15 protein-coding genes are annotated in these 25037 nt (G+C 73.4%); 7 read left to right on the top strand and 8 right to left on the bottom strand.

Annotated features, from left to right (window positions below):
* Nucleotides 1–16: 16 nt before the first annotated feature.
* Complete coding sequence (locus tag AB0C35_RS31155; protein WP_358463602.1) at nt 17–172, bottom strand: hypothetical protein; 156 nt, start codon at nt 170–172, stop codon at nt 17–19.
* 58 nt (nt 173–230) lie between these two features.
* Between AB0C35_RS31155 and AB0C35_RS31150 the strand changes: the two genes are divergently transcribed.
* Complete coding sequence (locus tag AB0C35_RS31150) at nt 231–398, top strand: hypothetical protein (RefSeq protein WP_358463599.1); 168 nt, start codon at nt 231–233, stop codon at nt 396–398.
* A gap of 36 nt (nt 399–434) precedes the next feature.
* Here AB0C35_RS31150 and AB0C35_RS31145 read toward each other — a convergent pair whose 3' ends face one another.
* Nucleotides 435–2117 (bottom strand): hypothetical protein, encoded by a 1683-nt coding sequence (locus AB0C35_RS31145; RefSeq protein ID WP_358463596.1) that lies wholly within the window; start codon nt 2115–2117, stop codon nt 435–437.
* Nucleotides 2118–2360: 243 nt separating this feature from the next.
* Between AB0C35_RS31145 and AB0C35_RS31140 the strand changes: the two genes are divergently transcribed.
* Nucleotides 2361–2540, top strand: coding sequence for a hypothetical protein (locus tag AB0C35_RS31140; protein ID WP_358463593.1), 180 nt, complete (start codon nt 2361–2363; stop codon nt 2538–2540).
* A gap of 72 nt (nt 2541–2612) precedes the next feature.
* Here AB0C35_RS31140 and AB0C35_RS31135 read toward each other — a convergent pair whose 3' ends face one another.
* The 5 genes from AB0C35_RS31135 to mgtE all read right to left on the bottom strand — a co-directional run bounded on the left by AB0C35_RS31135 (nt 2613) and on the right by mgtE (nt 7939).
* Nucleotides 2613–3269, bottom strand: coding sequence for a response regulator transcription factor (locus tag AB0C35_RS31135; protein WP_358463590.1), 657 nt, complete (start codon nt 3267–3269; stop codon nt 2613–2615).
* The gene (locus AB0C35_RS31130) at nt 3266–4414 is read right to left on the bottom strand and encodes a sensor histidine kinase (protein WP_358463587.1); all 1149 of its coding nucleotides are present in this window, start codon (nt 4412–4414) and stop codon (nt 3266–3268) included. The genes AB0C35_RS31135 and AB0C35_RS31130 overlap by 4 nt, the downstream gene beginning before the upstream one ends.
* Before the next feature lie 90 nt (nt 4415–4504).
* A complete protein-coding gene (locus tag AB0C35_RS31125; protein ID WP_358463584.1) occupies nt 4505–5524 on the bottom strand; it encodes an ABC transporter permease subunit in 1020 nt (339 codons plus the stop codon).
* Nucleotides 5521–6435: an ABC transporter ATP-binding protein gene (locus AB0C35_RS31120; RefSeq protein ID WP_358463581.1), complete on the bottom strand. Its 915-nt coding sequence runs from the start codon at nt 6433–6435 to the stop codon at nt 5521–5523. The genes AB0C35_RS31125 and AB0C35_RS31120 overlap by 4 nt, the downstream gene beginning before the upstream one ends.
* Nucleotides 6436–6571: 136 nt before the next feature.
* Nucleotides 6572–7939, bottom strand: a complete 1368-nt coding sequence (gene mgtE / locus AB0C35_RS31115) for a magnesium transporter (RefSeq protein ID WP_358463578.1) — start codon at nt 7937–7939, stop codon at nt 6572–6574.
* A gap of 233 nt (nt 7940–8172) precedes the next feature.
* On the opposite strand from mgtE, the gene AB0C35_RS31110 reads away from it, so the two are divergent.
* Genes AB0C35_RS31110 through AB0C35_RS31100 form a run of 3 tightly spaced genes read left to right on the top strand, consistent with a single transcriptional unit; the run spans nt 8173 to nt 10310 of the window.
* A complete protein-coding gene (locus AB0C35_RS31110; protein WP_358463575.1) occupies nt 8173–8790 on the top strand; it encodes a TetR/AcrR family transcriptional regulator in 618 nt (205 codons plus the stop codon).
* Entirely contained in the window at nt 8787–8987 is a 201-nt protein-coding gene (locus AB0C35_RS31105; RefSeq protein WP_358463572.1) for a ferredoxin, read from the top strand. The genes AB0C35_RS31110 and AB0C35_RS31105 overlap by 4 nt, the downstream gene beginning before the upstream one ends.
* A 33-nt stretch (nt 8988–9020) precedes the next feature.
* Nucleotides 9021–10310 carry a cytochrome P450 gene (locus tag AB0C35_RS31100; RefSeq protein WP_358463569.1) on the top strand — a complete coding sequence of 430 codons (1290 nt, stop codon included), beginning with the start codon at nt 9021–9023 and terminating at the stop codon, nt 10308–10310.
* A gap of 16 nt (nt 10311–10326) precedes the next feature.
* On the opposite strand, the gene AB0C35_RS31095 is transcribed toward AB0C35_RS31100, so the two are convergent.
* Entirely contained in the window at nt 10327–11637 is a 1311-nt protein-coding gene (locus tag AB0C35_RS31095; RefSeq protein ID WP_358463566.1) for a salicylate synthase, read from the bottom strand.
* A gap of 156 nt (nt 11638–11793) precedes the next feature.
* On the opposite strand from AB0C35_RS31095, the gene AB0C35_RS31090 reads away from it, so the two are divergent.
* On the top strand, nt 11794–23901 hold the full coding sequence (locus AB0C35_RS31090) for an amino acid adenylation domain-containing protein (RefSeq protein WP_358463563.1): 12108 nt from the start codon (nt 11794–11796) through the stop codon (nt 23899–23901).
* A 116-nt stretch (nt 23902–24017) separates the two neighbouring features.
* Entirely contained in the window at nt 24018–25037 is a 1020-nt protein-coding gene (locus AB0C35_RS31085) for an iron-siderophore ABC transporter substrate-binding protein (protein WP_358463560.1), read from the top strand.

Here is a 25037-nt window from a genome sequence, read left to right as displayed (position 1 = left end):
CCGGCGGCGAGTCCGGTCAGTAATCGCCGTACATGGGTCCCCACTGCTCCCGCTCGGCCGTAGAGCTCTCCTCGATCACCTTCGGGACCGCGCCGTGGCGGCGTATAGCGGGGACGTCCTCCGGCACGACGTACGGCAGCCCGTTGAAATGGTCAGGGTGCGGATGGGGCACCAGGGTGGCGAGCAGAGGTCTGCGCGGCGTGGCGAGTTGGGGCGCCGGAAGGTGTTCCGTGGAGCTGATGATCCCCGAAGTGCTGGAGGAGTCGTGGGTCACCCGCCGGGCTTTGGAACGGCGGGCGGCCATATGGCGGATCCTGTTGATCTGCGCCCTCGTGGACGGCCCGCAGCGTCCCGCCCGCCTGCGCCGCGCGTTCCCGGCACCACGCTGGGAGTGCTGACCGAGATGCCGCGGCAGGAGCAGGAGGTGCGCGCCTTCATCTGACGGCACCCTGTTCGTTGAGGAAGTCCCGCAGTGCGGCCTCGCGGCGGGCGGTGTCGGAGATGTGGTACTTGATCAGGCGTACGCCTACATTCCGCCTGGAGTAGGGCCTCGGGATGAGCGGCCGGAACACGCGGCATGACGACCACTTCGGTGCGGTGCGGAAACATCCGCCCGCGAGCCGGAAATCCCGGCGGCCGGTCCCGTCCAGACGCCACTCGACGATCTCGTGGACGTTGCCGCAGCAGTCCTGGACGCCGTGCGGCGACTTCCCGCCCTCCCGCCAGCCGACGGGCTCGACCTCATGCCTGCCCCGCAGTTCGTCGTAGCCGAGATTCGCCCGTTCGGGGGTGGGCGGGGACTGGCCCCAGGGATGGTCGGTGTCCTCGCAGCCGGCGAGGGCCAGCCATTCGGGGGCGGTGGGGATCGCCCACAGTTCCTCGGAGTCGGGATCGTCGCGCATGCAGGCCCCGATCAGCCGGCTCAGGCAGTTGACCAGGTCGGTGCCCGTGCCCTTCTCGGGAGGCTTGGGAAGATCGATGACGTAGGGGTGGTCGACGTTGTCCGGGACCTCGTCCGCCAGCAGGACGGCGACCTCGCCGATCGTCAGGGGGAAGAGCATCGCCTTGAACTCGTAGGGGCACAGGCGGCCGCTCGGAATGGGCGTGATGGCCGGGGCGAAGGAGGCCGGCCGCCGGGGGCCGATGCGGCGCGACGCCAGGCCCTGGGCCTTCTTGACTCGCAGGCGCAGCTCCCAGGGCGCCTCCTTCGGGAGGTCGGCCTCGTAGTTCCGGAGCGCCCTGTGGATGCCCGTCCACAGCTCCGGGTCGTCCGGGACGACCTCCAGCAGCCAGACCATGAACTGGTAGAACCAGTTGGCCCGGCCGCCCGCCCACGCCGTGATGTCGGCCACCATCTGCTCGATCGGCCATGCGGGGTCGTCGGCGCCGCCGGTCAGGAACCTCTCGAAGAGCACCTTCCAGGTCAGCCGCAGCTGCGCCACGTGTTCCGGCTTGTTCCTGCGCCTGAGGATCTCGCCGCTCTCCTTGACGAGCCACCGCCGGTGGCCGGCGGTCCCGCGGTGCAGCGTCATGTCCGCGGCCAGCACCGCCCAGAATTCGGAGGCCGACCCGACCGGCACATGGATGGCGCGGAAGCAGGTGACCACCTCGGCGGTCACGCCGCTGGAGCGCAGCGCCCCGAGTGCCGAGGGCAGGGCCGCCAGGTCGTTCGTGCTCACCGCCGGCCCTTCGCCGCGGAGGATCTCCTCGGGGGACGATGTGTGCGGCTGGTCGAACTCGGCCACCCATCGCGCCAGCTCGACGCACACGTCCGGCCGGGTGCCGGTGTCGGTCTGGGGCCGGATTTTTTCAGTGGTCGCGATGCGTTCCCATGCCTGCGTCCAGGGGGCCAGGCGGGAGGCGGGGGCCCCGCAGGCCTGGACGAAGGCCGACAGCAGCGCCTTGCGGGGGAAGCGGCTGCCCTTGAGCATGTCGCTCACCGAGGACTTCGTCAGCCGCACCGGATCCCCGCGCTTGACCGAGTCCGTGTCGAGCGTGCGCAGCGACGGGCTGTCCGCCCGCGTGTGCAACTCGCGCAGCAGCGCGGCCAGTTCCGCCCGGGTGGCGACCGCTGCGAGTTTCTCCTCCAGGTCGTGCGTGTGCGGAACGTCGTCCACGCCTCACCCTTCTCCGAGTGTCCAACGCTGTCCGAGACTGTACGACGCGAGGACGCCCGTGGCCGCCGACCGTCCCGGACGGCCGAGCGCCTGTCCGGTTCCGGCACCTGGGTGGACGGGCCGGGCATCGCATCGTCCGGACCCCTGCTGGACACCTGGCCTGCGGATGTTCCCTGGATTCACGCCGAGACGGATCGGCGCGGGACCCGGCCGCCCCCGGGCCGGGAAAGGAGAACGCAGATCATGGACGACGGCGGGAAGAAGGACGTCATCGAGGGCAGGCGGGCCGACGGCCGGCATGCCGCCCGCTACTGGCGGGTCCGCACCGCGCTGGAGGTCGCCAAGTTCATCGCCTGGGCGGTGTTCTTCATCTTGTGGCCGCCCGGCGGACCCGGCTTGGACATCGCCGCCTGGCTCATGTAACCCGATGCCGGCCCGGGGCCCCGGTTCAGGGGTCCCGGGCTTCGCCTCGGCCGCCCGGCCCCGCGGCGCTGCTCATGGTGGGTCGACAAGTCGGTTCTCCCACGCCCACGTGACGATTCCGACCCGGTTGCGCACCCCCAGTTTGGTCTGGATGCCCGACAGGTGGCCTTTGACTGTGCTGAGCGAGATGAACAGCTCTGCGGCGATCTCCTGGTTGGTGCGGCCACGCGCCAGGGCCTGGACGACCTGGAGTTCGCGGTCCGTCAGGGGCGGGGGCTGCGCGGCGCCGGGCGGTGCCGAGGCGGCCGTCAGATGCCGCAGCAGCCGGACGGTGACCGACGGCGAGACCAGTGCCTCGCCGTTGTGGGCGGCGCGGACCGCCTCGACGAGCAGGGCGGGTCCGGCGTCCTTGAGGACGAACCCCACCGCGCCGCCGCGCAGCGCCCCGTACACGTACTCGTCGAGGTCGAAGGTGGTGACGACGACGATCCGCATCGGGTCGGGTACCCGGGGGCCGGCGAGCGCGCGGGTCACCTCGATGCCGTCGAGCCGGGGCATCCTGATGTCCACCAGGCATACGTCCGGGCGCAGCCGGCGGGCCATGGCGACCGCCTCGGCCCCGTCGGCGGCCTCCCCGACGACGCTGATGTCCGGCTGGTCCTCCAGGATCAGCCGCAGTCCGCGGCGGATCATCGCCTGGTCGTCGGCGAGCAGGACCGAGATGGTCATCGGGGCTCCCTGGTGGGGACGGGCAGGGCCGCCCGCACGGACCAGCCGGCGCCGGGCCGCGGCCCGGCGCGCAGCGAGCCGCCGAGCGTCTCGACGCGTTCGCGCATGCCGATCAGACCGTATCCGCCGCGATGCGGGTGGCGGGACGGGGCCGCCGGGGCGTCGTCGGTCACCTCGACGGTGACGCCCTCCGCGGTCCGCTCGACGGTGACCATGACGGACCGGGCCCTGGGCGCGTGCCGCGACACGTTCGTCAGCGCCTCCTGGACGACGCGGTACACCGTGGTGGTCACCTCCGGCGGCCACCCGGAGTCCCCGTCCGGCATGCTGAGCCGCACCTCCGGGCCCTGCCGGCGGAATCGCTCCACGAGCGCGCCGAGCCGCTCGGGTCCGGGGGACGCCGGTGCCGCGTCGCCGGCGTCGCGGAGCAGCCCGACGACGCGCCGCATCGCCGCCAGGGCGTCGGTGCCGGCGGCCTCCATCTCGCTGAGGTATTCGCCGACGTGCTCCGGGTTCCGCCTCGCGACCACCTGCGCGCCCTGTGCCTGGACCACCATGCCCGTGATGTGGTGCGCCACGACGTCGTGCAGTTCCCGGGCGAGTGCCAGCCGCTCGTCCCGCCGCACCCGCTCGGCGGCCGCGGACGACCGGGCGTCCAGCAGCCGCAGCGACAGCCCGGCCCCGACCCCGGCCAGCCAGACCAGGGCGTCCAGCGCCGTCACCGCCGCGAGACCCGCGGACGGCGGCCCGGCGGCGAGCTGACCGGCGATGATCACGGCCGGCACGGCGCCCGCGATGGCGCCGGCGCGTACCGGGGTGAGGGCCCGGAGCGCGGAGCCGGTCAGCACCGCCAGGCCCAGGGTCATGGCCGGGCTGGGTTCGGCGGGAAGGCCGGGACCGGCCAGGCGGGTGACCACGATGGCCGACACCGCGAGGCCGAGGCCCGCGACCGCCGGCCGGAGCGGCCGGCGCAGCCCCAGCAGCGCCGGCAGGCACACCGCCGCCGCGCAGACGCTGCCCGGCACCCAGTACCAGGCGCCCCAGCTCCGCGCGATGGCGGTGGACTGCACGGCGATGGCCGTGAGGAACACGGCGCCGAGCCCGGCCGCGGAGACGCCCCGGACCCATCCCCCCGGAACGGTCATGCCGGACAGGTTATCGATGCGCCGTCCGGCGGCCGGGGGGCGGACGGACGCGGATGTCGGCCGGGACGGGAATCAGTGAGCACGGTTGCCTCAGGCTCGCCTGACGCGCCGTAGCGCGATGGCGGTGAGGAGTGCGCCGGCCACCAGGTAGAGGCCCGTCTCGGCGAGTTGGAACGGCCAGTAGCGGCTGCTGGGGTGGTATTCGATGTCGACGTGCAGGTCGAGTTCGGACAGGCAGACCGCGGCGTCCCCGAACGTGCGGCCCGCGCCGGTCGTCGGCGGGGTGTTGAGGCAGTCGTTGAACGTCCTCTCGCCGACCGTCCGCCCGTCCGCGGTGCGCAGCGGGCTGGTCTCGCTGACCCACGCGTCGGGTGCGCCGGGCACCCGCAGGCCGCCGATGACGGGGGTGCCGGTGATGCTGCCGAGGTTCCTGGCCTGGTTGATGGTCTGCACGGTCATCGGCAGCGTCGCCTTCTCCGGCGGCATGAGGTGCGGCCGCACCAGGTTCGGAACGGTGAACTGGACGACGAGGAAGACGACGCCCGTAATGGCCATCGCCGGAAGCGTCCGGCGCACGAACAGGCCGACGGCGGTGCCGAGCGTGAAGGCGAGGAAGCCGTGGCCGATCGGGACGATGTCGCGGGCACCGAACTCCAGCGTCCCGAACCGGTCGGAGGCGACCAGGTCGTAAGGGGAGGCCGCCCAGGTGAGCAGCAGGGCGGCCAGGCCCGGCAGGATCATCGCCGCCAGGCCGACGAACGCCATCCTCCCGATCAGCCAGCGGCCTCGGGTCACGCTCTGGTTCCACACCAGCCGGTGGGTGCCGAGTTCCAGTTCCCGCGCGATCAGCGGCGCCCCCCAGAACACGCCGATGATGACGGGGATCAGCCCGAGCCCGGCGGCCAGGAACAGCAGCGTGTTCTTGTAGGTGCTCTGGAACTGGCTCCCGGCCTGCGCGCAGCTTGCGGGGTCGGCGCACCGGGACCGGTAGGCGTCATAGGCGTCCCGGATGTCCATGCCCAGGTACAGCAGGTATCCGGCGATCAGGGCGAGCCCGATCGCGCCGGCCAGCGACTGGAGCCGGAACTGCCGCCAGTTCAACCAGATCATCGCCCTCCCTCCCCGGCCGCGGCGGCGGCTTGGGCGGCGGACGGGTTCGCCCGCGACATGTGACCGAGCACCAGCTCTTCGAGCGTGACGGGCCCGTCCCGGAACGGGATCTCCGACGGCGGGAGGTCGGCGCGCACCAGCGCGCTGCTGTGCCGGGTGCCGTGTTCCACGCGGACGACCTCGACGCCGGCGGGCAGCCGGCCGAGCTCGCCGCGGGGCGCGACCAGCCGGTGATGGCCGGCCAGCAGGTCGCGGACTTCGCCGGCGACCTGGACCCGCGAGCCGCACAGGACGATGAGGTGGTCGCAGACCTGCTCGATGTCCCCGAGCAGGTGCGATGACAGCACGGCTCCGGCTCCGAGCTCCGCGACGAACTCCATCAGGTTCACCAGGAAGGCCTGGCGCGCCAGCGGGTCCAGCGCGGCGGCGGGCTCGTCGAGGATCAGCAGTTCGGGGCGCTTGGCGGCGGCGACCGTCAGCGCCAGCTGCGCGCGCTGACCGCCCGACAGCCGTCCCGCCTTCTGGTCCGGGTTCAGCCCAAGCTGCGCGATGCGCCGCTCGGCCAGGCCCCGGTCCCAGGACGGGTTCAACCGCGCGCCCAGACGCAGATGGTCGGCCACGCTAAACGACGGGTACACCGGGGTGTTCTGCGCCACGAACCCGACCCTGGCCAGGTGCGCGGCGTCCGCCGCCGGCCGGGACCCCAGGACGCGCAGGGAGCCGGACGTGGGTTGCAGCAGCCCGCAGGCCAGATTCAGCAGCGTCGACTTGCCGGCCCCGTTCGGACCCACCAGCCCCACGACGCGACCGGCCGGAACGCGGAGATCGACTCCGCTCAACGCCTCCCGGCGGCCGTACCTTTTCGTCAATCCCTCGGCGTGCAGCACCGGGATCGGATTCTCATGCGACATGACGGCATCGTCGGTAACGGCGCCACCCCGGGTCACCGGCCCAAAGCACGGTTCGCGCCGGCGGCGACCGTACTTTCGGCTGGTTCGACGCCACAGCCTCCCCTCCGGGGACGTGGGGGAGAGGGCGGCCGTGCCGTCAGATGCCCAGGACGGCCTTCGCGGTCAGGAAGTAGATGATCAGGCCGGTGGCGTCCACGAAGGTGGTGACCATCGGGGCGGAGACGACCGCCGGGTCGATCCGCAGCCGTTTGGCCAGCAGCGGCATGGTGCCGCCGATGGTGGCCGCCCACCCGCAGATGAGCACCAGGGTGATGCCGACCACCGCCGCGACGTCCCCGCCGACGAACAGCGTCCCCACCACGAGGCCGAACAAGGCCAGCAGCGAGCCCAGGACGAGACCGACCCGGAGCTCGCGCCAGACCACCTTCAGCAGATCGGACCCGCGGACCTCGCCGACCGCCAGCGCGCGCACGCAGGCGGTGGCGGCCTGGGCGCCAGCGTTTCCGCCCGCCCCGATGAGCATGGGGATGAACAGCGCCAGCGTGGCGACCTGCTCCAGGGTGGCCTCGAACGCCCGGGTCACGCCGACCGTGAGCGTCGCCGCGATCAGCAGGAGGCTCAGCCAGAGCGCCCGGTACCGGGCCAGCTGCCAGACCGAGGCGGCCATGTAGTGACCCGTCCACGGGGCGGTGCCGGCCTGCCGGGCGAAGTCCTCGGTGTCGGCGGCCTCGATCACCTCGACCGCGTCGTCGAAGGTCAGCAGCCCGACCAGCCGGCCGTCGCCGTCGACGACCGGCAGGTTCATGTCGTTGGTCTCGGTCATCAGCCGGGCGGCGTCCTCGGCCGGGTCGGTCGCGTACGCGGTGGCCGGCTCGGTGACCACCAGGTCCGCGACCATCATGTCCGGCGGGTTGAGGACGAGTTCGCGCAGCTCCACGATGCCGGTCAGGCGCCGCCCGGCGTCGACCACCGGCAGCGTGTACACCGTCTCGGCGTTCGCGCCCTCCTCCCGCACGGTCCGCAGCGCCTGCTCGACGGTCAGCTCCTGCGGCAGCGCCACCACCTCGGGAGTCATGTAGCGGCCGGCCGAACCCTCCGGGTACTCCAGCAGCGCGGAGGTCACCCGCCGCTCGTGGGGGCTCAACCCCGCCAGGACCCGCTCGGCGACCCCGGCCGGCGTCTCCCGCAGCATCCGGACGCGGTCGTCCGGGTCCATGCCCTCGACCAGGTCCAGGAAGAAGCGGTCATGCAACCCCGCCAGGATCTGCTGCTGGTCGACCGGCTCCAGTTCCCCGAACACCGCCGGCGCCCGGTCCTCGTCCAGCAGCCGGAACGCGACCCCGGCGCCGACGTCGCCCATCCGTGCGAGCTCATCGGCGATCACATGCGGCTGCCTCGTCTCCAGCCACACCCGGGCATCGTCCAGCCGCTGATCCGCGACGATTTCCCGCAGCGACTCGGCGGGCCCGGCGGCGGGCTCGTGGCGCGGGTACGACTGGGGCATGACAGGTCCTCAACGGCGGTGAAGGTCGAACATCATCGGGCACCGGTACGCGCGCACGCCGGTGCACACCGAAGGATGCGATCGCCGCATTCCTTGGCGGCCGTCGTCAACCGTATCCGGAACCGGCAGAGTCATTTCAGCAGGGTGAAGCATGATCAAGGCTGCTGGGGCCGGGGGCTTAGGCGCACCCTTGCGCCCTTGACCCATCAAATGAACGGTCTTTTAATTCCATCATGGGACGCATCGCGGGCGTCACCGCGGCGGAGACCCGGGAGCGGCTGCTGCGCGCCGCCGCCGACGGGTTCGCGCAGCACGGGTACGACGGGACGCGCGTCGCCGACATCGCGCGGGCCGCCGGGGTGAGCAACGGCGCGCTCTACGCGCATTTCGACTCGAAGGCGGAGCTGCTGGTGGCGGCTCTGCGCGCGCACGGGCGGCGGCTTCTCGACGAACTGTTCGCCGCCGAGCCGGACCGTCCGGTCACCGAGCTGCTGCTCACCGCCGGACGGTGGCTTCCCCGGCGCCGCGACGTCCGCGAATACCTGATCGTGGAGGCGCTCGTCGCGGCCCGCCGCGACGAGGACGTCGCCCGGCCGATGCGCGACTATGTGGGCGAACGCGGCGACCGGCTCGCCGGGCTGGTGCGCATCGCGCAGGCCGGGAACGAGTTCGACGCCGCCGTTTCACCGAACGCGCTCGCCCATCTGTGCCTCCTGCTGGGGGTGGGCAGCGCGCTCGTCACGCCGGACCTGCACGCGGTCGGGGACGAGGAGTGGTCCGCGCTCCTGGCCCGCATCGCGGCCGCGCTTGCGCCGCCCGGCTCCACGGCACAGACGGGAGGAACCCAGTGAAAGTGCAGATAGACCCCGACCGCTGCCAGGGACACGGCCGTTGCTACGACCTTGCGCCCGGCCTGTTCGGCGACGACGAAGAGGGCTACGGGACGGTCCTCGGTGACGGGACCGTGACACCGGACCAGGAACCGGACGCCCGCCGCGCGGTCGCGAACTGCCCCGAGCGGGCGATTTACATCCTCGAGGAGAAATGACCTCAAGGAGACATGACCTCAAGGAGACATGACATGGCCCGCTCCTCCGGACATGCCGCCGACGACCGCTTCGACAAGGGCTTCGAAGAGATGCGCGAGAGCCGTCCCCTCGGCGTCCGCAACGAGATCATCACCGGCCCCGTCGCGGACTGGACGACCGACTTCTCCCACCTCGAACCTGAGTGGGCGGCCGACCCGTACCCGATCCAGGACGACCTGCGGCGGCGCTGCCCGTTCGCGCGCACCGAGCGGTTCGGCGGCGGCTGGCTGCCCACACGGCACGAGGACGTCGCGGCGATCGCCTACGACACCGAGCACTTCTCGTCGCGGTCGATCATCATGAGCAACTTCCGGCCGCCGCGGGAGATCGCGCCGGTGGGCGGCGTGCCGCCGATCTCGTCCGACCCGCCGTTCCACCGCGACGCCCGCGGGCTGCTGCTTCCGGCGTTCACCAAGACCGCCGTCGGGAGGCTGGAGCCGGCGACCAGGGCGTTCTGCCACGCGCTCATCGACTCCTTCGAAGGCCGCGACGTCGTCGACGCCGCGCACGACTACGCCCAGCACATCCCGGTCCGGGTCATCGCGGACATGCTCGGTTTCCCGCAGGAGGACGGGCCGCGGTTCCGCCGGTTCGTCGAGAACGCGCTCGAAGGCGTCAACCTGCCGCCCGAGGAGCGCATCGAGCGGATGGAGCAGCTGTTCGACTATCTGCACGCCCAGATCCGCGACCATGTCGCCAACCCGCGCGACGACCTCACCACGTACCTGATCGACGCCGAGATCTACGGCCGCAGGCTCGAACCCTCCCATGTCGCCGGGACGATGGCCCTGCTGCTCATCGCCGGCATCGACACGACGTGGAGCGCGATCGGCGCCTCGCTGTGGCACCTGGCGAAGACGCCGTCCGACCGCGAGCGCCTCGTCGCCGACCCCGGCCTGCTGCCGGCCGCGATGGAGGAGTTCCTCCGCGCCTATGCGCCGGTCACGATGGCGCGGCTGGTCAAACAGGACATGAACTGGCGCGGCGTGGACATGAAGGCCGACGACTGGGTGCTGCTGTCGTTCCCGGCGGCCAACCGCGACCCGGCGCAGTTCGACCGGGCGGACGAGGTGGTGATCGACCGCGACGTCAACCGGCACTCCGCGTTCGGCCTCGGCATCCACCGGTGCGTCGGCTCCCACCTGGCCCGGATGGAACTCCGCGTCGCCCTGGAAGTGTGGCTCGAACGGATCCCGGCCTTCACCCTGGACGACCCGTCCGCCGTGACGTGGTCCGCGGGGCAGGTCCGCGGCCCCCGCACCCTCCCCGTCCGCCGCACCTGACCGGGCTCCGTGATCGTCAGCTGAGCGGGACTACATGGGGGGCGATGCTGGAGAGCTTTTCGCAGGTCTCCTCGTACTCGCGGTCCGGGGTCGAGGCGCTGACTATGCCGGCGCCTGCGCGGAGCCACGCGCGGCCGTCCTCGCTGTAGAGGGCGCGCAGGACGAGGGCCGAGTCGAGGGCGCCGTCGTGGGAGACGGCGACGACGGCGCCCGAGTAGAGGCCGCGGCGTTCCTCCAGGCGGGTGATGGCCTCGATCGCCTCGGGCTTCGGGATGCCGGACGCGGTGACGCCGGGGAACAGGGCGTCCAGGGCGTCCCATGAGGTGCGCCCGGGGGCGAGGACGCCGCTGACGCTGGAGCCGAGGTGCTGGACGCTGCCCCGCTCCTTCACGGTCATGAAGCCGGTGACCTGGACGGTTCCAGGGTCGCAGACGCGGTACAGCTCGTCCTGTGAGGTGCGGACGGAGACGGCGTGCTCGTAGATCTCCTTGGGGTCGGTCTCCAGGTCGCGGCGGGTGAGCGCGTCGGTGTCGGCGCCGAGCCCGAAGGCGCGGGTGCCGGCGAGCGGCTGTGTCATGACGCGGCCGTCGGCGTCGACGCTCGCGAGGACTTCGGGGCTGAACCCGGTGGCCTGGAAGCCGCCCAGGTCGAGAAGGAACGAGCGCGCCGGGGTGTTCGCGCGTCGGCCCCGGACGTAGGTCGACACGACGTCGACGGGGTGAGAGATGTCCAGCCGCCGGGACACGATGACCTTCTGGTAGCGGCCCGCGTTGATCTCGGCCACGGCCTCGGCGACCTGTGCGCGGTAGCGGTCGCCGTCGACTCGGACGCCGACCGGGGACGGCGCGCCGGCGGACGGTGCGCCGGCGTCGGTGAGCAGCTTGGCGACCTGTTCCGTCTCACCCGTGTCGACGCCGGTGACGGTGGCGCGGCCGTCCTCGATCCGGACTTCGGTGCGGGGGACGATCAGGTGCGCGAGTCGCCCGGCGGGACGGGGCGCGGCGAACTCGAACGCGATCCAGCCGTACGCGGTCCAGGTGGGGAGCGGTGCTTCGGCGAACGTGCCGTGGAGCGCGTCGGCGGGACGTCCCGTCCAGGTGCGGGTGGCGGGGGGCCGGCCTGGCCAGTGGGCGCGGACGGTCTCGGCGTCCAGGACGACCTCGCCGAGTGTGCCGCCCGCGAACGTCCACGACCCGGGTCTCTCGTATACGACGTAGTCGTCGAACAGCCCGGATCCGGCCAGTCGGGACATGAGCGCGAGGGGGTCCGAGGTGTACTCGACCACCAGCTCGGTGAGTGTCGCATCAGTGCTCAGAGCAGACGACAAGGCAGCCAACTCCCTTTCGCGGGCCGGAACGTCCCAACTTAGGTAAGGCTAACCTTGTGTGATTTTCATAGGCAAGGCTAACCTAACCGGCGGTGGCGAAGCCGACAACGAAGTAGCCGACAACGAACGAAGAAGCCGACAACGAAAGAGTTGAGCGTGCAGGAGCAGACGACGACGGCACGGCGGCGCGAACTGATGCGGCGGATGATGGCCGAGGCGGGGCTCGGACCGGACACCGCCGGGCTCACCCCACGAGGATCCGGCGGACCGGCCCCCCTGTCGTACGCGCAGCAGAGCATGTGGCTGCATCACCGCACGTTCCCCGACAGCCCCGCCTACAACGTCTGCCTGCTCGTCCGCATGTCCGGGCAGCTCGACACGGGCGCGCTCCGCGACGCGCTGCGGGGGCTGATCAGGCGGCACGCCGTCCTCCGGACGACCTACGCGGACCGGGAGGACGGCGGTGCCGCGCAGGTCGTCGGCGACGACGATGCGCTGGACCTGCCGCCGGTCGAGTGCTCGGACGCCGGCGCGCGGGCGGCGGAACTGGCGGCGATGCCGTTCGACCTGCGGAACGAGCGGCCCATCCGGCTCGAACTGCTCCGCCTCGGCCGGGACGAAGACGAGGCCGGGGACGAGGCCGAGCACGCGCTCGTTCTCGTGGTGCATCACATCGCGTGGGACGGCATGACGTGGGGCTCGCTGTCGCGCGACCTGTCGGCGCTCTACCGCGCGGCCCTGACGGGGGAGCCGCACGGGCTGCCCGAACTGGACGTCCAGTACGCCGATTACGCCGAGTGGGAGCAGCGGCGGCCGCTCGCCGAGGACGACCTCGCGTACTGGTGTTCGCGTCTCGATCCGCCGCCCGCGCCCCTCGACCTGCCCGCCGACCGTCCGCGCGGCGCCGTGGTCTCCGAGCGGGGCGGACGCCGCGCCCGGCTCTTCGACGACGCCGTGACGGAGGGGATGAAGAAGCTCGCCGCCGAGGAGAACGTCACCCCGTTCACGGTGATGCTCGCCGCGTACGCCGTCCTCCTGCACCGCTACACCGGCGCCTGCGACGTGGCGATCGGGTCGGCGGTGATGAACCGGGAGCACGCCGAGATCGAGCGGCTCATCGGCAACTTCGGCAACACGATCGTGATGCGGACGGACCTGTCGGGCGCGCCGACGTTCCGGGAGGCCCTGCGCCGCACCGGCCGGACGTGCGCCGAGGGTTTCGCGCATCAGTCCCTGCCCTATGACCGCATCGTCCAGGAGTTGCGGCCGGCCCGGGGGAGGGGACGTTCCGCGTTCTTCGACACGATGCTGCTGTTCCTCGCCCAGGAGATCGGCGAGCTGGACCTGCCCGGTGTCGCGTCGAGCTGGACGCACGTCCACAACGGCACCACGCACTTCGACCTGTCGCTGGAGGCGTTCGTCAGGCCGCAGGGCATGACGGTCGAGGCGACGTTCCGCCGCGAGCTGTTCGACGACGAGCGCATCGACGCGCTGCTCGGCCACCTGGAAACGCTCCTGGAGGACGCGCTCGCCGACCCTGACCGCCCGATCGGCGCGCTGGAGGTCATGGACGCCGGCGAGCGTGCCCTGATCGAGGACGCGAACGCCACCGCCCATCCCGTTCCGGATGCGAACGTCGTCGCGCTGTTCGAGGGGCAGGCGGCGCGCACGCCGGACGCCCCCGCGATCGAGAGCGGGGAGGAGAGCCTCACCTACGGCGAACTGCACGCGCGGTCGTCGGCGCTCGCGGCGGAGCTCCGCGCGCGGGGCGCCGGGCCGGAGAGCGTCGTCGCGCTCGCCCTGCCGCGCACGCCCGACCTGGCGGTGGCCCTGCTCGGCGTCCTGAAGTCGGGCGCCGCGTACCTGCCGCTCGACCTGGACCATCCCGCCGACCGGCTCGCCTACATGCTGGACGATGCCGGGCCCCTCTGCGCGATCGTCACCAACGAGACCGCGAGCCTGCTGCCCGAGACGACAAGCCTCTTTGTTCTCGGTGGCGAGATTGTTCTCGGTGGCGAGGCCGAGGGCGCGCCAGCGGCGCCGTCCGCCGAACCGCGCCGGGACGACCTCGCCTACGTCATCTACACCTCCGGCTCGACCGGGCGTCCCAAGGGCGTGGCCGTCCCGCACGGCGCGCTGACGAACTTCCTGCTCACCACACGCTCCCAGCTGAACCTCGGGGCGGGCGACCGGCTCGTCGCGGTGACGACGATCGCGTTCGACATCGCCGCCCTGGAGCTGTTCGCCCCGCTGATCAGCGGCGCGACGGTCGTGCTCGCCGGCCGGCGGGCCGTGCGCGACCCGGCCGCGCTCGCCGTCCTGCTGGAGGACGCCACCGTCGTGCAGGGCACCCCGTCGCTGCTCGGGACGCTCGACCCGGCCGCGCTGAAGGGGCTGCGGGTGCTGGTCGGCGGTGAGGCCCTGCCCGCGGCGCTCGCCGAGACGCTGGAGGCGTCGGCGTCGCTCGCGACCAACATGTACGGGCCGACGGAGGCGACGATCTGGGCGACGTCCGCGGACCTGCCCGCGTCCGGGATCGGCGGCCCGTTCTGGAACACCCGGGCCCATGTCCTGGACGCGTCGCTGCGTCCCGTCCCGCCCGGTGTGCCCGGCGAGCTGTACCTGGCGGGCGCGCAGCTCGCCCGCGGCTACGTCGGCCGCCCCGACCTGACGGCGGAGCGGTTCGTCGCCGACCCGTACGGCCCGCCCGGCTCCCGCATGTACCGGACGGGCGACCTGGCCCGGCGCGGCCGGGACGGGACCATCGAGTACCTCGGCCGCACCGACGACCAGGTGAAGATCCGCGGGTTCCGGATCGAGCCCGCCGAGGCGCAGGCCGTCCTCGCCGCGCGGCCGGGCGTCGCGCAGGCCGCCGTCGTGGTGCGCGAGGACCGTCCCGGCGAGCCCCGCCTCGTCGGCTACTACGTACCCGAAGGCGACCTGGACGAGGCCGCTCTGCGGGACGCGCTCGCCGACGCGCTTCCCGAGTACATGGTGCCGTCCGCCCTCATCGCGCTGGACGCGCTGCCCCGGACGGTCAACGGCAAGCTCGACCGTGCCGCGCTCCCCGCCCCCGAGGCCCTGCGGTCGTCAAGGGGGCTCTCGGGGCGGGCGCCGCGCGACGCCCGGGAGGCGGCGCTCTGCGCGATCTTCTCGGAGCTGCTCGGGGTCGAGGGGATCGGCATCGACGACGACTTCTTCGCCCTCGGCGGCCACTCGCTGCTCGCCACCCGCGTCGCGGCCAAGGCCCGCGCCGTCCTCGGCGGGTCGCTGTCCATCGCGGACGTGTTCGAGGCGCCGACCGTCGCCGCGCTCGCGCCGAGGCTGGTCGCCGCCGGCGGGGTCCGCGTCCGCGACGTCGAACGGCCCGAGACGGTCCCCGCGTCGGCCGCGCAGCGGGGGCTGTGGCTGGAGGAGCGTCTGCGCGGCCCCTCCGCCTCGTACGCCCTGCCGCTCGGTCTGCGCCTCCGCGGCCCCGTGGACGAGACCGCGCTGGACGCCGCGTTCGCCGATGTCGTCGCCCGCCACGAGGCGCTGCGCACGCTGCTCGTCGAAGGACCGGACGGCCTGCCCGTCCAGCGGATCCTCGAACCGGACGTCCCCGTTCGCCTCGCGGTCGTCGACGCGCGGTCCGAGACGCCGCGGCGGCGCGCGGCCATCGAGCGGGACGCCGCCGCGCACGTCTTCGACATCGGCCGGGACCTGCCGGTCCGCGGCACCCTCGTCCGGACGGGCGACGCGGAATGGTCGCTGGTCCTGCTGCTGCACCACGCCGCCGCCGACGAATGGTCGTTCACGCCGCTGCTCGCCGATCTCGCACGCGCCTACGAGGCCCGGCGGGACGGCCGCGAACCCGGCTGGGAGCCGCTGCCCGTCCAGTACGCCGACTACGCGGCCTGGCAGCGGGAGGCGGCGCCCGACACGTCCGCCCAGCTCGACCACTGGGCGGAGACCCTCGCCGGGCTGCCGGAGGAGACCGTCCTCCCCTTCGACCGGCCGCGTCCGGCGGAGGCGGGCCACCGGGGCGGCCTCGTCCCGTTCCGGCTCCCGGCCGCCGGGGCGCGGCGGCTGGCGCGCGACACCGGCACCAGCGTGTTCATGGTCCTGCACGCCGCCGTCGCGGCGCTGCTCCAGCGGTCCGGCGCGGGCGACGACGTGGCGCTCGGGTCGCCGATCGCGGGACGCTCCGACGAGGACCTCGCCGACCTGGTCGGCGTCTTCGTCAATCCGCTCGTCCTGCGCACCGACCTGTCCGGCGACCCGGCGTTCGCCGAACTGCTCGACCGGGTGCGCGCGGCCGACCTCGCCGCGTTCTCCCACGCCGACGTCCCGTTCGAGCGGGTGGTGGACCGGCTGGCCCCCGAACGCTCCCTGGCCCGCAGCCCGCTGTTCCAGGTGATGATCGTCCACCAGCGGCTGGACGACGTGCGCCTCGCGCTGCCGGGCGTGCGCGCCGAGCCGTTCCTGCCGGAGACCGGCGGCGTGAAGTTCGACCTCGACCTGTACTTCGCCGAAGGGGACGAGGAGGTCGAGGGCTTCGCCGCGTTCGCCGCCGACCTGTTCGACGCCGAGACCGTGCGGCGGCTCCTGGACGGCCTGGACGAGCTGCTCGCGCAGGTCACCGCCGACCCGGAGCGGAGGCTGTCGACGCTCGGACCCGCCGTCGAGCATCCCGGCACCGCCCGCGACTTCCCCGTGCGGACGGTCGCCGCCCTCGTCGAGGAGCAGGTCGCGCGCACACCCGACAAGACGGCCGTGGTGTTCGGCGGCACCGAGCTGACCTACGCCGAACTCGACCGCCGCGCCGAGGCGCTCGCCGACCGGCTCGCCGCCGCCGGCGCCGGTCCCGAGCAGGTCGTCGCGATCGCGCTGCCGCGCTCGGACGAGTTCGCCGTGGCGCTGCTCGCCGTGCTGAAGACGGGCGCGGCCTACCTGCCGGTCGACCTGGCGTATCCGCCCGCCCGCGTCGAGATGATGCTGGACGCCGTCCGGCCGCTGCTGGTCCTCGGCCGGGACGAGCCGCCGCCGGCCGCGCCGCGCCGCGCACGGCCCGATATCCGGCCCGGCCATCCGTCCTACGTCATCTTCACGTCCGGCTCCACCGGGACGCCCAAGGCCGTCGCCGGCACGCAGCGGGCCCTCGCCAACCGGCTCGCCTGGGGCGCGGACCTCGCCGAGCCCGGCGTCCGCGTCGCCAAGAGCTCGCCCGCGTTCATCGACGGCACCACCGAGCTGCTCGGCGGCCTCGTCGCGGGCGACACCGTCGTCATCGCCGACGACGCGACCGCCGCCGACGCCGTCGCGCTGGCCGCCTTCATCGAACGGCACGGCGCCGGGCTCGTCACACTCGTCCCGAGCCTGCTGTCGGCGCTGGTGGACAACGGCCTGCCCGCGTCGGTCACGACCTGGGTCAGCAGCGGCGAGGCGCTTCCCGCCGCGCTGGCCGCGCGGGTCCCGGCCCGGCTGGTCAACCTGTACGGGTGCTCGGAGGCCGCCGGTGACAGCCTGATCGCCCTGCCCGGGGAGGAGGGGGCCGGGGGACTGGTCCCCATCGCGAACACCCGCGCGCACGTTCTGGACTCCGCGCTGCGCGAGGTCCCCGTCGGCGAGTTGTACCTCGCGGGCGACGGGCTGGCCCGCGGCTACCTCGGCGACCCCGCCCGCACCGCCGAGCGGTTCGTCGCGAACCCGTTCGGCCCGCCCGGCTCCCGCCTCTACCGCACCGGCGACCGGGTGCGGCGCCGCCCGGACGGCGGACTCGACTTCCTCGGCCGCGCCGACGCGCAGATCAAGATCCGCGGGTTCCGGATCGAGCCCGGCGAGGTCGAGGCGGTGCTCGCCGCCCAGCCCGGCGTCCGGTCCGCCGCCGTCGCCGCGCACGGGTCCCGGCTCGTCGGGTACGTCGTGGGCGACGTCGACGCGGAGGTGCTCGACGACCGGCTCCGCGGCCTGCTGCCCGGCTACCTCGTCCCGGCCGAGCTGGTCGTCCTCGACGAGCTTCCGCTCAACCCGAACGGCAAGGTCGACCGGCGCGCGCTGCCCGAGCCGGGGCGGCCCCCCGCCGGGCGGGCGCCCGCGACCGAACCGGAACGCGTCCTCGCGCGCCTCGCCGCGACCGTCCTCGGCCGCGGCGACGTCGGCGCCGACGACGACTTCTTCCGCACCGGCGGGGACAGCATCGGCGCGGCGCTCCTCGTCGCCCGCGCCCGCCGCGCCGGCCTGTCGTTCACCGTCCGGGACGTCTTCCGGCTGCGGACGGTCGAGGCCCTCGCCGCGGCGGCCGCTCCCGCCCCGGCCCCCGGGCGCGCCGCCCCGGAGACCGCCGCACCCGGCGAACTGCCGCTGTCGCCGCTCCAGGAGGGCCTGCTCTTCCACCTGATGCTGGCCGGTGAGGGCCGCGACATCTACGTCCAGCAGGCCGTGGTGACGCTGTCCGGGCCGGTCGCCCCGCGCCGGATGGCGGACGCGGCGCGCGCCGTCCTGGAGAAGTTCCCCAACCTCCGGGCCGGGTTCCGGACGGACGGCGACCGCGCGGTGCAGTTCGTCCCGGACCACTTCGAGGTCCCGTGGACGCACGCCGAGATCGCCCCGGAGGACCTGGACGCGTTCGTCGACGCCCAGCGCGCCGAGCCGTTCGCCCCGGCCGAGCCGCCGCTGATCCGGTTCGCCCTCGCGAGCCTCGGCGCGGACGACCACCGGCTGATCCTGACCTCCGAGCTGATCCTGCTGGACGGCTGGTCGGGCGGCCTCCTCGTCACCTCGCTGCTCGGCGCCTACACCGACGCCGCCGCCGAGGCCGCCCGTCCCGTCCCGCCGTTCCGCGCGTTCCTCGACTGGGTGACCGGACGCGACAAGGCCGCCGCCGTGGAGGCGTGGCGCCGCGCGCTCGACGGCTTCGACGAACCCGCCCTGGTCCGCCCGGGACTGGTCGGCCGGCCCGCCGACCTCACGGCGGCGGGGGAGGTGCACCGCGCGCTGCCGCCGGGACTCGCGGAACGGCTCGACGCCGCCGCCCGCGACTCGGGCGTCACGCCCGGCACGCTCTTCGAGACCGCGTGGGGACTGGTCCTGATGGGCCTGACCGGACGCGACGACGTCGTCTTCGGCGCCTCGGTGTCCGGCCGCCACCCGGACGTGGACGGCGTCGAATCCATGGTCGGCCTGCTGTTCAACACGATCCCCGTCCGGGTGCGGGCCCGCCCGGCGGACGCGCTCGCGGACGTCCTCGACCGCGTCCAGGCCGCCCGGTCGGAGCTGTTCGACCACGCGTTCGTCGCGCTCGCCGACGTCCAGCGCGCCACCGGCCTCGGCACGCTCTTCGACACGCTGTTCGTCTTCCAGAACTTCCCGGGCATGCCCACCGACCGCGGGTTCGGCCCGGACGGCGACCTCCGCGTCCTCGGACGGGAGGTCCGCGACGCCACCCACTACCCGATCACCATGGTGGTCGAGCCGGGCGCGGCGCTGCGCGTCATGTACCGGGGCGACGCGTTCGCCGAGGCGGACGCCGAACGCGTCGCCGACCGGTACGTGCAGGTGCTCCAGGCGCTCGCGGAGTCGCCCGGGACGCCGTGGCACCGCCTGGACCTGCTCGTCCCCGAGGAGCACGACCGGCTGCGCCGCGAATGGGACGAGGCGCGGCGTCCCGTCCCGGAACTGACGGTCGCCGAACTGCTCGCGGAACGCGCGGCGCGGCAGCCGGACGACCCGGCCCTCGTGTCCCTGCCCGGCGTCCGCCTCACCTACGGAGAGCTGAACGCCGAGGTCAACCGGCTCGCCCGGCTCCTGCTCGCACATGGCGCCGGCCCCGAACGCGTCGTCGCGCTCGCGCTGCCGCGGTCCGCGCAGACGGTCGTCGCGCTGTTCGCCGTCCTGCGCACGGGCGCCGCCTACCTGCCGCTCGAACTCGACTACCCGGCCGACCGGCTCGACTACATGCTCCGGGACGCCGCCCCGGCCTGCCTCGTCTCGCACCGCGACATCGCCGCCGGCCTCGCCCACTCCGGCACGACGCTCGCGCTGGACGACCCGGAGACCGCGCGGGCACTCGCCGCCCTGCCGGGCACCGACCCGGCCCCGGACGAGCTCCCCGGCTTCGCGCCCGGCACGCCCGGCCGCCTCGACCACCCCGCGTACGTCATCTACACGTCGGGCTCCACGGGACGTCCCAAGGGAGTGGTGACGCCCTACCGCGGCCTCACGAACATGCAGTTCAACCACCGCGCCAACATCTTCGACCCGGTGGTGGAGTCCGCGGGACGCCGGCTGCGGATCGCGCACACCGTGTCGTTCTCCTTCGACATGTCGTGGGAGGAACTGCTCTGGCTCGTCGAAGGCCACGAGGTGCACGTCTGCGACGAGGACCTGCGTCGCGACGCCGAGGCGCTCACCGCCTACCTCCGGCGGCACCGCATCGACGTCATCAACGTGACGCCGACGTACGCGCAGCAGCTCCTGGACGAGGGCCTCCTGGACGGCGAGCACCGGCCGCCGCTCGTCCTGCTCGGCGGCGAGGCCGTCCCGGCGTCGGTGTGGGAACGGCTCGCGCAGGCCGACGGCGTCCTCGGCTACAACCTGTACGGCCCGACCGAGTACACCATCAACACGCTCGGCGGCGGCACCGAGGACAGCGCCACCCCGACCGTCGGCAAGCCGATCTGGAACACCCGCGGGTACGTCCTCGACGGGCGGCTGCGTCCCGTGCCGCCCGGTGCGCCCGGCGAGCTATATATCGCGGGCGCCGGCCTGGCCCGCGGGTACCTCGGCCGCGCCGACCTGACCGCGGAGCGCTTCGTCGCCGACCCGTCCGGCCCGCCCGGGTCGCGCATGTACCGGACCGGCGACCTCGTGCGGGTCCGCGCCGACGGCAACATCGACTTCCTCGGCCGCACCGACGACCAGGTCAAGATCCGCGGCTACCGCGTCGAACTGGAGGAGATCGAGACCGCGCTCGCCGCCGAACCCGGCGTCGGGCAGGCCGCGGTCGTCGCCGCCGACACCGCGGTCGCCGGGGTGAAGCGCCTCATCGGCTACATCGTCCCGGACGGGACGCGGGAGGGCGCCGCCGACGAGCAGCTCGCCGAATGGCGGCAGATCTACGACGCCGAGTACACCGAGGTCGGCACCGTCGTCCACCGGGAGGAGTTCGCCGGGTGGGACAGCAGCTACGACGGCGCCCCGATCCCGCTGGACGACATGCGCGAATGGCGTGAGACGACCGTCGAGCGCATCCGCGCCCTGCGGCCCCGCCGCGTCCTGGAGATCGGCGTGGGCGCGGGCCTCATCCTCACCCGTCTCGCGCCCGAGAGCGAGGAGTACTGGGGCACCGACTTCTCCGAGCCCGTCATCGCGAAGCTCCACCGAGATCTCGGCGAAGCCGCCGGCGGTTCCGAGGGGGCGTCCGCCCGGGGATGGCTCGACCTCGGTCCGGACTCGCCGGTTCGGCTGAGCCACCGTCCCGCCCACGACACCGACGGCCTGCCCGAGGGGCACTTCGACACGATCGTCGTGAACTCCGTGGCGCAGTACTTCCCGGGCCCCGGCTACCTCCAGGACGTCATCGGCAAGGCGATGAGGCTGCTCGCACCGGGCGGGGCGCTGTTCCTCGGCGACGTCCGCGACCTGCGGACCGTCCGCTGCCTGCACACGGCGATCCAGCTCGGACGCGGCGGCGGCGACCTGGACGCGGTCGAGCGGGCCGTCCGGATGGAGAAGGAACTGCTGCTCGACCCCGCGTTCTTCACCGCCTTGGACGGTCCCGCACGCGTCGACGTGCTCACCAAGCGCGGCGTCCACCACAACGAGCTGACCCGGCACCGCTACGACGTCGTCCTCTGGAAGTCCGTGCCGCCGGCACCGGAGACACCGGTCGTCGACTGGACCACCCTCGACGACCTGGAGGCGAGGCCGGCGGGTCCGCTGCGGGTGCGCGGCGTCCCCGACCCGCGCCTGTCCGGCGAGGTCGCCGCGCTGCGAACCCTGCGGGACGGCGGCTCCCCGGACGAGGCCCGTGAGGCGCTGGCCGCGTCACCGGAGGGAATCGAGCCGGAGACGCTGTGCGCGCGGCATCCGGACGCGGTCCTCACGCCGTCCGACCGGATCGGGTGCTACGACGCCGTGTTCGGCGGGGGAGCGGCCGCCCCGCCGGCCGAGCCCGGACGTGCGCCCGCGTCCTACGCCAACGACCCGGTCGCCGCACGCGACCACGGCGTCCTCTCCGGGCGGGTCCGCGAGGCGCTGAAGGGGCGGCTGCCCGGCTACATGGTGCCGAGCGTGATCATGACCCTGGACGCGCTGCCGCTGACGGTGAACGGCAAGCTCGACCGCCGCGCCCTCCCCGACCCGGGGCGGGACGGGCCGCGCCGGGAGCGCCGCGGCCGCGCACCCCGCACCCCCGTCGAACGGCTGCTGTGCACGCTGTTCGCCGAGGTCCTGGACGCCCCCGGCGCCGGCGTCGACGACGACTTCTTCGACCTCGGCGGCCACTCGCTGCTGGCGACCCGGCTCATCGGCCGGGCCCGCAAGGTGCTCGGCGCCGAACTGGCGATCCGCGACCTGTTCGAGGCGCCGACCGTCGCGGAGCTGGCCGGACGCGTCCACCGCGACGCCGGCGCGGACGCCGCGGCACGGCCCGTCCTGGAACCGGGGGAGCGGCCCGGCCGCATCCCGCTGTCGTCGGCCCAGCGCCGCCTGTGGATGCTCGACCAGCTCCTCCGCGAGGACGACGGGCCGCGCCACGCCTACCACCTGCCGCTCGCCGTCCGGCTCCGCGGCGACCTCGACCTCGCGGCCCTCGAAGCCGCGATCGCCGACGTCACCGCCCGGCACGAGAGCCTGCGGACGATTTTCGCCGAGCACGACGGCGTCCCCTACCAGCGGATCCTCGGCCCGGAGGAGGCGCGTCCCGTCCTGGAGGTGGCGGCGTGCGCGCCCGAGGACGTCATCGCCAGGCCGTTCGACCTCGGCAAGGAGATCCCGCTGCGCGTCGCGGTGTTCCCCGAGGGGGAGCGCGAGCATCTGCTCCTCGCCGTGTTCCACCACATCGCGTTCGACGAGTGGTCGTTCGGGCCGTTCGCCCGCGACGTCGCCGAGGCGTACACGGCGCGGCTGGACGGGGCGCCGCCCGCGTGGGAGCCGCCTCCCGTCCAGTACGCCGACCACACGCTGTGGCAGCGGGAGCTGCTCGGCGACCCGCTCGACCCCGGCAGCGTCCACGCCCGGCAACTCGACCACTGGGTGCGCGCGCTGGCGGGCGTCCCGGAGGAGATCCCGCTGCCGGTGGACCGGCCGCGCCCCGGCACCGCCGGGCAGCGCGGCGGGACCCTGGCCGCCGGCCTGCCGCCCGGCCTGACGCGGCGGCTGCGCGGCGTCGCGCGGGACGCCGGCGCCAGCATGTTCATGGTCTGCCAGGCCGCCGTCGCCGCCCTCCTGCACCGCATGGGGGCCGGGGACGACATCCCCCTCGGCAGCCCCGTCGCCGGACGCACCGAGGAGGCCGCGCGGGACCTCGTCGGCTTCTTCGTCAACACGCTCGTCCTGCGCGCGGACGTGTCCGGCGACCCCGCGTTCACCGAGCTGCTCGCCCGCGTCCGGGAGGCCGACCTCGCCGGCCTCGCCAACCAGGACCTGCCGTTCGAGGCCGTCGTCGAGGCGCTGCGCCCCCGCCGCGTACCCGGCCGCAACCCGCTGTTCCAGGTGATGGTCGGGTACGAGAACCAGGGCGTCGGCGACGTCCGGTTCCCCGGGCTGGAGCAGCGGGAGGCGCTGTTCGGGCCGGGCGCGGCGAAGTTCGACCTCGACTTCATCTTCCGGGAGGGGACGGACGCCCGCGACGGGACGGACACGCTCGGGCTGATCGTCGACTACTCCGCCGACCTGTTCGACCGGGACACGATCGAGGCCATGGCGGACGGCCTGATCGCTCTGCTGGAGGCGGTCGCGGCCGATCCGGGCATCAGGGTCGGCGCGCTTCCCTCCGTCCTGACCGCCCGTGCGGTGACGGCCGAGACCGTGGCCGCTGACACGGCCGCGACCGACGCGGGGCTCGGCGGCGAACTGGAGGCGGTCCTGTGCCGGATCTTCGCCGAGGAGCTCGGCGTCCCCGAGGCCGGCCCGGACGACGACTTCTTCGATCTCGGCGGCCATTCGCTGCTGGCCATGAGACTCGTCCGGCGGATCAGGAGGGAGCCCGGATGCGCATCCCTGAAGATCGCGACCCTGATGGAGGCGCCTACCGTGGCGGGACTTCTCTCCCGGTTGCAGTGAGGCGGCTCATACCCGCGCACCCATTGCATGGTTAGGTGAGGCTAACCTAAGATCTCCGTCGAAAACCCCCTGCAATCCTGGCTCCCCCGAGAAATGTGGAAGGACACCGGTCCTCTATGCGCACCATGATGCGGCGCGTCGCCGTCACAGCGGCGCTCGTCCTGAGCCTGGGCATGGTCGCCGCCTGCGGCGACGACGAACCATCGGGCGGCACGTCCGGCGGCGGCGAGTCCGCCGGGGCGTTCCCCGTCACGATCACCCACAAGCTCGGCACCGCCACGATCGAGTCCCAGCCGAAGCGGATCGTCGCGCTCGGCGAGGTCGACCAGGACGCGCTGCTCGCGCTCGGCGTCACACCCGTCGGCATGGCCGAGCTGACCGGCGTCCAGGCCGACGGCCTCGCCCCGTGGACCGCGCCCAAGATCACCGGCGAGAAGCCCAAGCTGCTCAAGGCCGGCGAGGCCGGGTTCAACCTGGAGGAGATCGCCGCGCTGCGCCCCGACCTCATCCTCGCCGCCGGCGACTTCTACATCGACAAGGAGTACGAGAAGCTCTCCAAGCTCGCCCCGACCGTCGCGTACCAGACCGGCCCCGCAGAGGACGCCTGGCAGCAGATCACCGTGCAGGTCGCCGCCGCCATCGGCCGCCCCGAGGACGGAAAGGCCCTGGTCGGCAAGGTGGACACCCAGATCGCCCAGGTGAAGGAGAAGCACCCCGAGCTGAAGGGCAGGACGTTCGCGTTCACCAGCGTCTTCCCGAACGGGAACATCGGCGTGATGAAGTCCGGGGAGGACACCAGCGTCAAGCTGCTCAGCCAGTTCGGCATGGTGCTGCCCGAGTCGCTGAAGAAGCTCCCGGGTGAGGGCTTCGCCGCCGAGCTCAGCATGGAGAAGATCTCGGTGCTGGACGTGGACGTGCTGATGAGCCACTACAACGACGACCCGGCCACCCAGAAGAAGATCGAGGACAACAAGCTGTTCACCGGCCTCGCCGTCGTCGAGCGCGGCTCCTACGTGCCGCTCGACCTGAAGGCGTTCTGGCCGCTGCGCACCCCCACCCCGCTGGCGGTCCCCTACGTCATCGAGCAGGTCGTCCCGAAGATCGCCGAGGCCGCGGCCAAGGCCAAGTCCGCCTGA

Source organism: Spirillospora sp. NPDC048819 (assembly GCF_040650055.1).
In the GTDB taxonomy this organism is placed as follows: Bacteria; Actinomycetota; Actinomycetes; order Streptosporangiales; family Streptosporangiaceae; genus Spirillospora.
Note: the sequence above shows the minus strand (reverse complement) of the source record. Positions and strands in the feature narration are given on the sequence as shown.

Coding starts and splice junctions, on each gene's coding strand:
- AB0C35_RS31140 (WP_358463593.1), top strand. CDS start 2,361: ATGGACGACGGCGGGAAGAAGGACGTCATCGAGGGCAGGCGGGCCGAC.
- AB0C35_RS31135 (WP_358463590.1), bottom strand. CDS start 3,269: ATGACCATCTCGGTCCTGCTCGCCGACGACCAGGCGATGATCCGCCGC.
- AB0C35_RS31130 (WP_358463587.1), bottom strand. CDS start 4,414: ATGACCGTTCCGGGGGGATGGGTCCGGGGCGTCTCCGCGGCCGGGCTC.
- AB0C35_RS31125 (WP_358463584.1), bottom strand. CDS start 5,524: ATGATCTGGTTGAACTGGCGGCAGTTCCGGCTCCAGTCGCTGGCCGGC.
- AB0C35_RS31120 (WP_358463581.1), bottom strand. CDS start 6,435: ATGTCGCATGAGAATCCGATCCCGGTGCTGCACGCCGAGGGATTGACG.
- mgtE (WP_358463578.1), bottom strand. CDS start 7,939: ATGCCCCAGTCGTACCCGCGCCACGAGCCCGCCGCCGGGCCCGCCGAG.
- AB0C35_RS31110 (WP_358463575.1), top strand. CDS start 8,173: ATGGGACGCATCGCGGGCGTCACCGCGGCGGAGACCCGGGAGCGGCTG.
- AB0C35_RS31100 (WP_358463569.1), top strand. CDS start 9,021: ATGGCCCGCTCCTCCGGACATGCCGCCGACGACCGCTTCGACAAGGGC.
- AB0C35_RS31085 (WP_358463560.1), top strand. CDS start 24,018: ATGCGCACCATGATGCGGCGCGTCGCCGTCACAGCGGCGCTCGTCCTG.